Here is a 13,217-nt window from a genome sequence, read left to right as displayed (position 1 = left end):
ATGGAGCCGTTGCGCGGCGCCGACCCTGCCAGGATCGCGGGCTACCGGCTGCTTCGCAGACTGGGCGCGGGCGGCATGGGTGTGGTGTATCTGGCACGCTCCAGCGGAGGTTCGCTCGCCGCGCTGAAGGTCATTCGCGCCGCCCATTCGGGCGACCCGGGCTTCCGGGCCCGTTTTCGCCGAGAGGTGGAGACAGCGGGCCGGGTCTCCAGCCCCTGGGTGGTGCCACTGCTCGCGGCGGACCCGGACGCGGAGTCGCCTTGGCTCGCCACGGCATTCGTGCCGGGCCCCTCGTTGGCGGAGGCGGTGGAGGAGTGCGGGCCGCTGCCGTACGGCTCGGTCCGGTTCCTGGGAGCCCGCCTCGCCGAGGCGCTGGAGGCCGTACACGGGGCGGGCCTTGTGCACCGGGACGTCAAGCCCGGCAATGTGCTGCTCGCGGTCGACGGACCGCGAATGATCGACTTCGGTATCGCCCGCATGCCGGAGGACACCGCGCTCACCGCCAGCGGGATGGTGGTCGGTTCCCCCGGGTTCCTCTCCCCCGAACAGGCCCAGGGAAGGGGCAGGGAGATCGGGCCGGCCAGTGACGTCTTCTCGCTCGGCTGTCTGCTGGCGTACGCCGTGACGGGCGAACGCCCCTTCGGCCGGGGCTCGGCGGCCGAAGTGCTGGTGCGTACGGTCCACGACGAGCCGGACCTGGACGGCGTTCCGGCGGAGTTGCTGCCGCTGCTGCGGGACTGTCTGAGTAAGGACTCCGGCTCCCGCCCCACGGTGGCCGAGATACGGCGGACCCTGGACGAGGCGGAGCCCCACGGCCGGGACGGCGAGGGCTGGTTGCCTGAGTCGCTCACCCGCTTGATCGCGCGCGGTTCGACGGCCGTCCTTTCCCTGCCCGCCGTCGATGCGACGGAGGTTTCCGGGGCGACGACGGCCGGTGCGCTGCCCGGCGACGAGACCGTACCCGTCCCGGAGGAGGCGCCGAAGGGCTCCACACGACGCCGGTTCCTGGTGCTGGGCTCGGCCGCCGGGGTGCTGGCGGCGGGCGGAACGGCGGTCTGGTGGACCGCGGATCGTTCGGGCCGCGCCTCGACGCAGGGAACCCGGACCCGCCCACGGCTTCCGCAGCTTGTCGTCGCGCTGCACGCCGACCTGAGCGGAAACCACCGGACGGTGGGCCGCGCCCAGGAGAACGGCGTCCGGCTCGCCGTCGAACACCTCAACTCCCGCGCCGACCGCGGCTTCGAGCTGGCGCTCCAGGTGCACGACGACACGGGCAGCACCACCCGGGCGGAACGGGTCGCACGTCAGCTGGCGGCCGACGACCGGGTCCGCGCGGTCATCGGGCCGACCACCGACGCCTGCGCGAAGGCCGCCCTCGACCGGTACCAGCAGGCGCTGCTCCCCATGGTCTCCGTGTCGGTCGGGCTCGACAACGTGTCCGCCTTCACGTACCGGGTGTACGCGGCCACCCGACCCACCGACGGCACCCTCGCGGCGCCCCTGGTCGCCCACCTCGTCCGCACCGCCCGGGCACGCAGGACGGTACTGGTCGACGACACGGCCGAGGGCGACTTCAGCTGGGAGATCTGCACACGCGTCAGTGAGGCCATGCGCTCCGGGCAGCACACCACGACCCGGCGCACCCTCGCCGCGAAGGACGACGCAGCGGACGACTTCCGTGCCCTCGCCGAGACACTGACCGACTCGGGAGCGGATGCCGTGGTGTTCGCGGGAGGGTATGCGCGCGCCGCGAAGCTGGCCCGGGAGCTGCGTTCCGCCGGCTACTCCGGTACGCGGTTGGCCACTCAGCGCGCCCTCGACCCCGGCTTCCTCACCTCGGCGGGCGACGCGGCCGAGGGATGGGTCTTCTCCACCGCCTTCCTCGATCCGACCCGCGTGGCCGCCGCGAAGCCGTTCGTCACCGCCTACCGCAAACGCTTCAACGGCGCCGACCCGCCCTGGTACTCCGCCGAGGCATACGACGCGACGCTCTTCGTTGCCCGCGCCATGACGACGCTGGGCGCATCCCGCTCGGAACGGGGTGCGATCGTGGACCGGCTGCGCGACACCGACTACAGGGGGATCACCAAGCGGCTGCACTACACGGCATCGAACACCCGCTACAACGTGGACGGGCTGTATCTCTTCCAGGCGTCCGGTGGCCGCTTCCGCTGGCTGGGCCAGTACGAGAACGCCACGGCCTGACTCAGCCCTCGGCGGCGGGAGCAGAGCCGCGAGGCGGGGCTTCGTGGACCGTCCGCCGCGACGGGTACCACTCATTGCCCGCCGGGCGGCCTTCCATGTTCCAGCTCCAGGAGACCGTCGGCGTGATGCGCATGTAGAGGCCCGGGCCGACCATCCCCACGCGCTCGACAGGCTCTTCGGCGCGGCCGTAGACCCGTACGCCTCGTGCGACGAACGGCTCGAGGGACACCAGATCGTCAATAACGAGGGCCACCTCGTGGTGGCCTGCCCGGACGTTGCGGAACTTGCGGGTCCCGGCGACCGACGCGCCGGTCCCTCCGACCCAGAAGTACGTGCCGTCGTACTCGAAGGCGAGCGGGACCACATCGGGCTGCCGGCCGTCGGGAGACAGCGTCGCGACGCGGGCGAGCGGCTGTGACCCCATGTAGGCGATCTCTTCGTCGGTGAACGACATGGCATCCTCCTGGCGTCTGCGTGGGGTCCTCCACCTTCCCTACGAAGGGCATCCCTCCGGATCGGCACCGAACCGACACGCCAGGAGGTGAACCCCGACGGCCGACGCCGGAGCGCCCGGTGACCTGAGTCCGGGTCAGTGTCCTTGGTGCGTGAATGCCGCCCAGATCTGCGGGGTGTCGAGGGGGAGTTCGGGGTTCGCCTTCACCAGGTGGGCGAGGGCGGGCGGCACGATCCGGTTCGGGTCGAGCATCCACAGTTGGGCGGCGCGCAGGGCGTCGGCGGGTGAGCCGGCCGTCTCCGGGTGTGCGGGCAGTCCCCGGCCGGTGAGGTAGTGGTGGAACATGTACATCACCAGCGATGTACGAACGTCGTCGGAGATCGCCCAAAGGGAGCCGACCACCGATGCCGCACCCGCGGTGAGGAACGCCGTGGACAGTGTCAGTGCCTCGTCGTAGTCGGCCAGGGTCAGATCGCTGGTGCAGTTGGCGAGCACCAACAGGCCGCCCGGGGCCCGGGCGTCGCGGCCGTGGGCGAGCGCCTGGATCTCCGCAACGGTCAACGTCTGGGGCGGCGTCGCGGCGGGGTGCAGGTCGAGACTCGACCCGGCGGGTGTCGCCCGCGCGGTGGCATGGCAGTTGATGTGGCAGACGGCTGCGCTGGACCCGCCGCGGCCCGGCAGGAACGGACCTACTGCGGCCGCCGTGGCTGCCCGGGAAGGCGGACGGGTACCGGGGCCGGCGGGCTCGGGCACATCGTCGACCGGTCCGACGACGGTGGCCTTCGGATACTGTGCCGCGATCAGCCGCGCCTCGTCGTGCATCACCCGCGTGCCTCCCGGGTCGGCGACGACGACCTGCGGACCGTCCCACGGCAGCCGGGAGCGGGCCGCCACGTCCACGAGCTGCCGGAGTGTGGAGCAGTACGAGATCACTGCCTCCTGGCAGGCATAGACGGGGCCGTCGGGACCGTCGGGCAGCCGTGCCGCGTGCCAGGGCACCATCCCCAGCATGCCCACCGGCGACAGGACCAGCCGCGGCTGCCGGTGGGGCCGGCTCGACCGGAAGTGTTCGATCAACGGGGTCATGGCCACCTCACCGGCCCATGAACAGAGCGGCTCCAGAGCCTTGCGCCACCGGTCCGACGCCCTGCGCACGCGCTTCCTGCTGCGCCGGTGGAGTTCCCACATCACGGGCGGATCGTTCTCCGCCGGAAGAACGCCCGGCTCGCGAGTGGCCGCGCTGAACTCCAGGAGCGCCTCGCCGTAGGCGGCCGCCGGCCCGTCGTCGGGGACTGACAGTCCCGGCAGTCGCACACGCTCCACCCGGCCGGTGGCCGTCACGACGAGCGCGTCGCCCGTCCCGTCCGCTCCCGGTATCAGGTGGACCAGGGCGTCGGCACGGACTGCCCGCAGGGCACGCCCGATCTCGAACGGCGTGGGCGCGGAGTGGATGCGCCGTTCGGCCGGACCTCCCTCCAGCGCCTGCAGTACGCGCAGCCGCAGTCCGTCGGGAACGCCAAAGGGGGCACCGGACGGCGTTCCGGGCGTTCGCCCGTGGTCTGCCGCGCGCCATTCCTCGGCGAGTTCGGCCCGCCCCGCCTGCTCCAGCAGGTCGGGCACAGTGGCGGCAACGGTCGCCGCGTTCTGTACGAGTCCGCGCCCCAACTCCAGTGCGTCCAGGGCTGCTTCGGTACAGCCGTCGGTGAGGCACCAGTCGACCAGCCGCATCATGTCGGTGCCGGCCGCGCGGGCCGAGTCGAGGGCGGCTTCGGTGCCGGTCTGGAGCAGAACCGCCCGTCCGTGCGCGGCCAGAACCGACTTGGCGGCCTCACGCGACTGTGCGCGACGGTCCGTGTCCCGCGGACCGTAGGCCCGCAACGCCTCGGCCAGCGCGCGCGTGAGGAGCACCGTGAAGGGGTCACCGGGCCGGGAGTGCACGGCCGTACGCGCATCCTGCAGGAGCTCGACCGCCCGCTGAAGGTCCGCCTTGTCGTGCGTCCGTCGGAAGCGGGCGAGCAGCAGGCGTCCGAGGCCGAACCGGCAGCGGGCGCGGGCCCCGTGGAAACCCTGGCCCGCCTCATCAACGGCTGCGGCCAGCAGGTCGATTCCCCGGTCGAGGGAGGTCCGAGCGGGAGAGCCGGCGGCGGCCGGGCCGCCTCCGTCCAGCGCGTGGGAGTGCGCGCAGAGCACAGCGGCCGCTCGGAGCAGCAGCGGCGCCCGGTGTGCGCTGCTCGGTGAGCAGAGCGAGGCCGCGCGGACGACATCCTCGACCGCCGCGCGCAGGGCCGCGACATCGCCGTCGTGGGCCGCTCGGGTGGCGAGGAACAGGCCCGACTCACTGATCACCGCGGGCAGCAGCGGGTGGTCGGCGGGCAGGGCGGGGGCTGCTTCCGTGAGTGCCCGCACAGCCCGGTCCGCCTCGTCGCCCGGGGGTGCCGCGAGATCCGTGCCTCCGTCCCGCCGGGCGGCGAGCAGACCGACCAGCCCGGAGGCCGCGAGCAGTTCGGCGGAGAAGGTGCCGGGCGGCGCCGGTCGCCCCGGCCGCAGCAGGGCCCCGAGATCAGGCTGTCCCACGGCGGACCCGGCGGCGGGCCGGGCCAGCAGGGTGACGAGTTCGGGGTGGGCGTCGCGGGGGGCCGAACGGTCACGCAGCCGCCCATAGGCTTCGCGAGCGGCGGCGAGATCCATCCGGTCGCCGAGCAGCAGGTGGCGGTCGAGCAGCATGCCCGCGAGGAGCATGGCCAGCCGGTCGGCGAGGGGTCGGTCGCTGCCGTCCAGGGTCGCGATCGCCTGCTGGGTCAGGGCGATGGCGTCGGTCAGGTCCGAGGTCCCGCTCTCGTGCAGCCAGCGCCGGTGGAGCGCCAGAGCGTGCACGGCGATGACGGCGGCCGGCCGGTGGCCGTCATCGTTGCCGCCTCGCCGTGTCGGCTGTGTGACGATCTCGATGATTCGGCCGACCGGTTCGGTGAAGGGATAGCCGCTCCCGTCGCCCGGCAGGATCGCGGCGGCGGACAGCGGAATGTCCTCCGGCTCGGCCTCAGGCACGAAAGCAGGCACGGAAGCAGACATGGGGGCAGGCGCAGGGTCAGGGGTCGTTCGCTCGTGGCCCTGGGCACGTACAGGGCCTGGGGAGCGTACGGATGCGTCCTCGCCGTGCACCACTCCCCCACCGGCACCCCCTGCGCCCCCCGTGAAGGCGCCCAACAGCCCCTGGAGCAGCCCGGCGTAGCCGGCCGGCCGCAGCCGCTCGGACCACGGGGCGATGTCGCTGTCCGGCGGCATGTACCGCAGGCCCTCGCGCAGCAGCCGGTCGGCCGACGCGATCTCGGCCGGGTCGGCCGACCCCCGCCGCCCCAGCTCGTGACCGAGTGCCCCAGCCGCTATCAGCAGGAACCCTTTCAGTGGCTGCTCGGTCGGGTCGGTGTGCGCCGATGCCCGGTGGAGCCGGTCCCGCCAGTGCCGGCATGCCCCGTCGTCCAGCTCGCCCCGGCTGCGTACGAAGGTGACCAGGAGCAGCAGTAGTTCGTACACGGGCACGGGCTGTTCCCGCCGCTTCGCCGACGTTTCGAGCAGGTGCCTGAGGGTCTGGAGGTCGTCCTCGACGCTGGGGTGGCGGGAGACGTCGGGGCCCCATGACGGCTCCCCCCAGGAGGTGAAGTGCGCCGGGTCGAAGGGGTCGCTGGTCCAGATGCTGTTGGCGAGTGCCGAGATGAAAAGTGCGTCGAAGTCCGGATCCGGAGCGAAGCTGTCTCCGTTCTCGTGCGCGCGATCGAGCACGATACGGAACCAGCGCACCGATTCCTGGATGAGCGCGCGGTCCCGCACCGGCAGCCGGATCGCGTAGCCGATGAGAAGGCTGATCGCCAGCGCACACGCTGCCGCTTCGTAGAGGTCGTCCTCGTAGCCGTAGAGGCCGACGCCGGTCCGCAGCAGGCTGATCGTCAGCTCGTTGTCCTCCCGTACGCCGGGGGCCCCGGCCGCCAGGGCGATCTCGGGGTCCACCCGGCCCGGCGTCATCGCCCGGAGCAGCAGCTCGTGCAGATGCGGCAGAGCGCGACGGTGTGTCCGTTCGAACAGGGCGAGGGCGAGCCGGAGGCAGGCATCACCGCGGTCGGTGTCGGCGTCGGGGATGACGTCGATCAGCTCCTGCCCCCGCCGGACAAGGCGGTCGAGCCGCGCATCGTCGGTGCTGCCGGGCAGGAGCATGCTCAGCACGGTCACCAGCGCCAGGAGGATGTTGAGCCGTTCCTGGGCGCGTTCCTCGTCGGTCTCGGGTGGTTCGCCCGGCCCGGGCCGCAGGGCCAGCCCCTCCAGTGCCAGGTCGAGGTGCTCGGCGGCTTCGCCGAGGTCGCTGCGCCGGGCTGGATTCCCGGGCGTGGGCGCGGTCGTGTTTCGTTCGGCCCGGTCGATGAGCAGAAGCGCCAGGTCGACCCGGTTGGCGCGTACTTGGCGGCGCGTGGTGCCCGGATGGTCGATCGCCCTGCGGTACCACGCGATGAGGGCCTCCTCGGCGGCCCGTCCGCTGTCGTGTTCGTACAGGTGACGGGCGTGGTGCGAGCCAATGGGCTGCTGGGGCTGCGGAGACTGGAACAGGCCCAACTCGGCAACTATGTCGGCAAGTGCGACCGTGGTGGGAGAGAAAACCATGGGTTCAGCATGCTGGTGCGCCGTCCGCGCCAGCAACCGGAATGGACCGATGAATCCGTATCCGCCCGTGATTACGAGGTCGGCGCCGTTCGGTTCCTCGCCGGTCCGGCCCAGGCGGCCAGCGCCTCGGCCCGTTCGGTGCGCCGGGTGTCCGCGTCGGTGGCGCGGGTGGCCCAGGCGATGTGTCCGTCGGGACGTACGAGGACCTCGGTCACCCCGTCCAGGTCCGCGTGCTCGTCGTGCTTGGTGAGCGTCACAGCGGTGACCCGCGATTGCCGCCCGGCGGCTCCGTCCTCCCCCGGGCCGGCGTCCCCCTTGAGGTCCAGCAGGACGAACCGGCCCTGGGGAAGCAGTTCGTAGACCCGGGTCGCCTCCGAACCGGCAGCGGTCAGTCCGATGTCGGGCACGCGGCGCCCCACCAGCGGATCGGCTTGGGCGTCGGCGGGCGGGTAGCAGGTGCCGAGTGCGGACACCTGCGCGGCCAGGCGGCGGTTGACCTCCTTGATGCCGAGGAGGTCGTCGAGGAGTGTGCGCAGGGCCGCCGCCGGACGCTCGTACTGGGGCAGGAGCGTCAGCTCCCACAGCAGCGTCTGGATCTCGGTGTTCTCGGTGACCGCCCGCCCGACCGGGTGGCGCTCCTCGTGGTAGCTGTCGAGCAGTCCGGGCGGCGCCCAGCCGTTGATCTCGGCGGCAAGCTTCCAGCCCAGGTTCATCGCGTCCTGGAGCCCGGTGTTGAGGCCCTGGCCGGCCGCGGGGAAGTGGATGTGGGCGGCGTCCCCCGCCAGCAGGACGCGGCCGGAGCGGTAACTCTCCGCGAGCCGGGTGGCGTTGCCGAAGCGGGAGAGCCACCGGGGCTCGGCGACACCGCAGTCCGTGCCGCAGATCCGGACGAGCGAGGAGCGGAACTCCTCGATCGTCACCTGCTGCGCGCTCGGCGTCCGTATCCGCTGCGGATCCATGAAGACCAAGCGGATCAGCCCGTGCTCCAGCGGCACGGCCAGCACACCGGCGGCCCGCGCGCGGTCGAGACCGGCGGGGTCGACGACGGCGAAGTCCCCGAGCATCCCGGTCAGCGTTTCGTCCGTTCCCGGGAAGTCGATGCCCGCGGCTTGTCGCACGACGCTGCGTCCGCCGTCGCACCCGACCGCGTACCTCGCCCGCACGGTCTCCTCGCCACCGGGCCGGCGCACGGTCAGCTCGACACCGTCGGCGTCCTGGCCGAGCCCGACGCTCTCGTGCCCGCGGCTGATCTCCACGCCCAGCTCGCGCGCCCGCTCCTCCAGCAGCGCCTCGGTACGCGCCTGGGCCAGGAACAGGGTGTATCCGTGCCGGGAGTCCAGCGCGGAGAAGTCCAAGTGGGTGTCCAGACCGGCGAAATGCCAGCCGGGCACGGTCCGGCCGAGCGGGAGGAAGCGGGCGGCGATGCCCCGCTGGTCCATCAGCTCGACGCTGCGGGGGTGCAGGGTCAGCGCCCGGGAGTCCCGCTGCGGTTCGGCGCGGCGCTCGACGACCCGGGTCCGTACGCCCGCCAGCGCCAGCTCGCAGGCGAGCATCAGCCCGGTCGGGCCGGCGCCCACGACGATCACATCGGTGTGCATGGTGATCTCCTCAGCATTTAGTGAACGGCGTTCACGTGAACGATGTTCACTATAGTGAGGCCCATGAGTGCTCCGTCAACCCCCGCCAGAGGCCGGCCCGCCCGGCTCGACCGGACACGTACCGTCGAAACGGCGCTGCAACTGCTGGACGACAGCGGTCTCGACGCCCTGACCATGCGACGCCTCGCCGACGCGATGGACGTCCGCGCCGGTGCGCTGTACCGCTACTTCGCGACCAAGCAGGACCTGCTCACCGCGATGGCCGAGCGAATGCTGGCCGGCACCTCCCCGTCCGCATCAGCGGCCGAGGCCGACTGGAGCGAGCGGCTGACCGCTCTGGCCCGTACGCTGCGCGACGCGCTGCTGCGGCACCGCGACGGAGCCCGCGTCTACGCCGGCACGCACTCCATCGGCCCGAGCACCCTGGGGTACGCCGAAACCCTGATCGGGACCCTGCGCGAGGCGGGCTTCGGTGACGAGGAAGCGGCTCGCGGCGGGCTCGCCGTCGTGCACTTCACGCTCGGCCACACGCTGGAGGAGCAGGCCGCGCTCCAGCCCGGGGACGCGGGTCCCGCGGACCCCGACGCCCTGCGCGCGGCGGTGACGACGGAGCGGTTCCCGCATCTCGCCGCGACGTTGCCGGTGCTGACCGGCACGGACTTCGAGGCTCAGTTCGAGTTCGGCCTGCGCCTGCTCGTCCACGGCCTGCGGGCGCTGCGACAGCCCAGGCCGTGACAGGGCCTACATCACCGCAGCTTCGGAAGGGTCGTGCTCGGCCCAGATGATCTTTCCCTCGGCGGTGTAGCGGGTGCCCCAGCGCTTGGCCAGCTGGGCCACCAGGAACAGCCCGCGGCCACCCTCGTCGGTGGTGCGCGCATGGCGCAGCCGCGGGGAGGTGTTGCTCGTGTCAAAGACCTCGCAGATCAGTACGTCCTGGCTGATCAGACGCAGCCGGATGGGCCCCGACGCGTAGCGGATGGCGTTGGTGACCAGCTCGCTCACGATCAGTTCCATCGTGTAGCCCAGTTCGCCGAGCCCCCATGCGTCGAGGCAGCGCAGGGTCCGGGCACGGGCTTCGGCCACCACCGCCGGATCGGACGGCAGGTCCCAGGAGGCCACCTGATCGCTGCCGAGGGCGTGCGTACGGGCGAGAAGAAGCGCGACGTCATCGTCGGGAGGGCCGTTGAGCATGTGGGTCAGGACGCTCGCGCACAATTCGTCCAGGGGCATGCCGGGGCTGGCCAGAGCGGTGCCCAGCCGGGACATCCCGACCTCCACGTCCCGTTCGCGGGCCTCGATCAGCCCGTTGGTGTAGAGGGCGAGGACGCTCCCCTCCGCCACCTCGAAATCGGCCGACTCGAACGGCAGACCTCCCAGGCCCAGCGGCGGTCCCGGCGGCAGGTCGAGGAAGGCCACCGAACCGTCCGGGGAGACGAGCGCGGGAGGCGGGTGCCCGGCACGGGCCATGCTGCATCTGCGGCTGGCCGGGTCGTAGACGGCGTACAGGCAGGTGGCACCGAGCACGGCGGAGGCCGGACTCTCGTGGTGCGCCACGTCCTCGCCGATGAGACCGAGCAGTTGGTCGTCCAGGTGGGCCAGCAGCTCCTCCGGAGGAAGGTCCAGGTCGGCCAGCGTACGGACGGCGGTGCGCAGCCTGCCCATGGAGGCGGCGGCGCGGATCCCGTGGCCGACCACGTCACCGACGACCAGGGCCACCCGCGCCCCGGACAGCCGGATCACGTCGAACCAGTCGCCGCCCACCCCGTCGCTGGCTTCCGCGGGAAGGTAGCGCGACTCCACTTCCAGGGAGCTCTGCGTCGTCACTCTCTGGGGCAGCAGAAAGCGCTGAAGAGCCAGCGCGGTGTTGTGCTCCCGGGTGAACTGGCGGGCGTTGTCGATGTTGACGGCCGCTCGCGCGACAAGATCCTCGGCGAGGAGGAGATCGGCCTGCTCGAAGGGGCCTCGGCTCTCGCGGCGGATGAAGGTGGCGACGCCCAGAGCGTTGCCGCGGGCGCCGACTCTGACCAGCATCAGGGAACACCGGCCAAGGCCCTGGTTGTCCTCGGCACGGTGCGGCTCGGCGGCGAGCCACCCACCCGCCTCGTCGTCCAGGACGGGGCGGAGGTATGACGAGCCGTCAAGCAGGCACCGCTCGCCCGGTGATGACGGCGGGAAGACCACGCTCTGCCCGGTCTCCGCGATCGGCTCCCGCAGGTCCGAGATGGCGGAGCACAGACCCGCGCGGCGCAGTTGCTGCGTACTGGCCAGAGGTCCGGGGCGGGGGGCTTCACCGAGCAGCACCGGGTCCAGCAGATCCACGGCGACGAAGTCGGCGAGGTGGGGGACGCAGGACTCCGCCAGCGCCTGCGCGATGTGCATGAGGTTCAGGCTCTTGCCGGTCCGCGCGCCGACCTCGTTCAGCAGGGCGAGCCGCGACCCGGCACGCCAGCGGTCGGTGACGTCGATGACCATGTAGCAGACGCCCCGCACCCTGCCCAGCGTGTCGTCGAGCCGGAAGAAGGAGGTCGAGTAGGCGTGCTCGCGCTCCGGATCGGCCTGGGTGCGGCCCCGGTACTCGATGTCGACCGCGGGCTTCCCCGTCTCCAGGACCCTGCGCATGGTCGCCTCGATCGCCTCGGCGTCCAGTTTGGGCAGTACGTCGCCGAGCCGCTTCCCCAGCCGTTCCTCCCGGGGGACGCCACCGAGGCGTTCCAGGGCGTCGTTGATCCAGATGTAGCGCAGTTCCGGGCTCATCACGGCCATGCCCACCGGTGAACGGGCGAGAAACTGACCCACGAGCGACCGGTCCATCTCCCATCCCTGCCCCGTGCCGCTCTCGGTGCCCAGGTCATTGAACGATGCGGCCAGGGGATCATTCCCGGCGCTGCCGTCGGAGGTGTCCATCGCGCTACCTCACCCATGAGAGGCCGGGATCTCGGCGCATGACCGGCGCCCGCATGGCTCCTTCCAGTGCTGCCTCCAGCATGGCACCGAGCCACCGCCCGGGGGTGGTGGGACGCAGTCCCCAGGTGAGGTCAGTGCCGCTTGCGTGCGACGTAGTACGCGTTGAGGATGTCGCCCTCCACCCCGCGTACCTCGACATCGTCGAATCCGGCCTCGGCGAGCATGCGCCGAGCCGTCTGCGTACCCCATACCGTGCCCAGTCCGGCGCCGCCCTCGGCGAGGGACACGGTCATGCAGTAGAAGACGGAGAAGGCGTACAGCACGGGGCCCAGGGGATGGTCGACGTTCTCCTCCAGCTTGCTGGAGGCGTCCACGTCCACCATCAGGAACACCCCGTCGTCCCGCAGCGCGCCGGCCACGGCGGACAGCGTGCGGGCCGGGCGGGCCAGGTCGTGGATCACGTCGAAGGCGGTGATCAGGTCGTACTCGCCGGTCAGCTCGGCCGTGTCCGCCACATCGAAGCGAGCGTTCTCCAGGCCCATCTCCTCGGCCTCGCGGCGGGCCGCGGCGATACCCGTCTCCGAGATGTCCACGCCACGGAAGCGGCTCGCCGGGAAGGCCTTGGCCAGGAGATTGACCGCGCGTCCCTGTCCGGTGCCGATGTCGAGGGCGTCGATTCCCTCTCGCAGCCGTTCCGGGAGGCCGGACACCAGCGGGACGACGACATCGACCAGGTCGCGGTCGTACACCCTCGCCGTCTCCTCGGCCTGGAGTTCCTGGAAGCGGGGATACGCGGAGTAGGGCACGCCGCCGCCCCGCTCGAACGCCTCGAGCACCTGGTCCTCGACGGTGCCAAAAAGCGCCAAGTACTGCATGAAGGAGCCCATGTTGTCGGGGCCCGAGGCACGGACCAGTGAGGCCGCGTGCTCGGGCGGCAGCCGGTAGGCGCCGTCCTTGGCGGTGTACTCGATGATGCCGCCCACGGTCATCCCGCCGAGCCACTCCCGCACATAGCGCTCGTTCAGGCCGGCGGCCCGGGCGATCTGCTCAGTGGTCGACGGGGGCAGCCCCGCCATGGTGTCGAACAGTCCGGTCCGGTGCCCGAGGCTGCACAGAAAGCCCAGACAGGAGTCGCTGAATATCTGCACCGCACGGCCGGCGAACTCTTCCTGCTTCGCGGGGTCCATCGCCTGCGTGGTCATCGCATCTCGCTCCTTCGTCATCGCAGGTCGGAGAGCGATTCAAAGAACGATCAGGAGACGTCGAGCCGCAGACCGGCCGAGGATGTCGTCGATGTTTCCGATGCTACGCGGGGGGCCTGCGCCCCGCCGCCGGGAAGGGTCGGCATCACGGTTTCGTCAGATGCGGACCAGGCCCGCCCGTCCCGCCCGACGCCCCACTACCCCTTG

At 71.8% G+C, this 13,217-nt stretch carries 7 protein-coding genes; 2 read left to right on the top strand and 5 right to left on the bottom strand.

Annotated elements, in window-relative coordinates; genetic code table 11:
* Entirely contained in the window at positions 1-2,205 is a 2,205-nt protein-coding gene (locus OOK40_RS18080; protein ID WP_266482555.1) for a bifunctional serine/threonine-protein kinase/ABC transporter substrate-binding protein, read from the top strand.
* Between the two features lies 1 nt (position 2,206).
* On the opposite strand, the gene OOK40_RS18075 is transcribed toward OOK40_RS18080, so the two are convergent.
* The 3 genes from OOK40_RS18075 to OOK40_RS18065 form a co-directional block, all read right to left on the bottom strand.
* On the bottom strand, positions 2,207-2,659 hold the full coding sequence (locus OOK40_RS18075; RefSeq protein WP_266482552.1) for a PPOX class F420-dependent oxidoreductase: 453 nt from the start codon (positions 2,657-2,659) through the stop codon (positions 2,207-2,209).
* Positions 2,660-2,794: 135 nt separating this feature from the next.
* Positions 2,795-7,306 (bottom strand): CHAT domain-containing protein, encoded by a 4,512-nt coding sequence (locus tag OOK40_RS18070; protein ID WP_266482550.1) that lies wholly within the window; start codon positions 7,304-7,306, stop codon positions 2,795-2,797.
* 71 nt (positions 7,307-7,377) lie between these two features.
* Positions 7,378-8,904, bottom strand: coding sequence for a monooxygenase (locus OOK40_RS18065; protein WP_266482547.1), 1,527 nt, complete (start codon positions 8,902-8,904; stop codon positions 7,378-7,380).
* 63 nt (positions 8,905-8,967) lie between these two features.
* Between OOK40_RS18065 and OOK40_RS18060 the strand changes: the two genes are divergently transcribed.
* Positions 8,968-9,639: a TetR/AcrR family transcriptional regulator gene (locus tag OOK40_RS18060; protein WP_266482546.1), complete on the top strand. Its 672-nt coding sequence runs from the start codon at positions 8,968-8,970 to the stop codon at positions 9,637-9,639.
* A 6-nt stretch (positions 9,640-9,645) separates the two neighbouring features.
* On the opposite strand, the gene OOK40_RS18055 is transcribed toward OOK40_RS18060, so the two are convergent.
* The gene (locus OOK40_RS18055) at positions 9,646-11,808 is read right to left on the bottom strand and encodes a SpoIIE family protein phosphatase (protein ID WP_266482544.1); all 2,163 of its coding nucleotides are present in this window, start codon (positions 11,806-11,808) and stop codon (positions 9,646-9,648) included.
* A gap of 131 nt (positions 11,809-11,939) precedes the next feature.
* Complete coding sequence (locus OOK40_RS18050; RefSeq protein ID WP_266482536.1) at positions 11,940-13,010, bottom strand: class I SAM-dependent methyltransferase; 1,071 nt, start codon at positions 13,008-13,010, stop codon at positions 11,940-11,942.
* Positions 13,011-13,217 lie beyond the last annotated feature (207 nt).

The sequence above is a fragment of the Streptomyces sp. NBC_01481 genome, assembly GCF_026339995.1.
In the GTDB taxonomy this organism is placed as follows: Bacteria; Actinomycetota; Actinomycetes; order Streptomycetales; family Streptomycetaceae; genus Streptomyces.
Note: the sequence above shows the minus strand (reverse complement) of the source record. Positions and strands in the feature narration are given on the sequence as shown.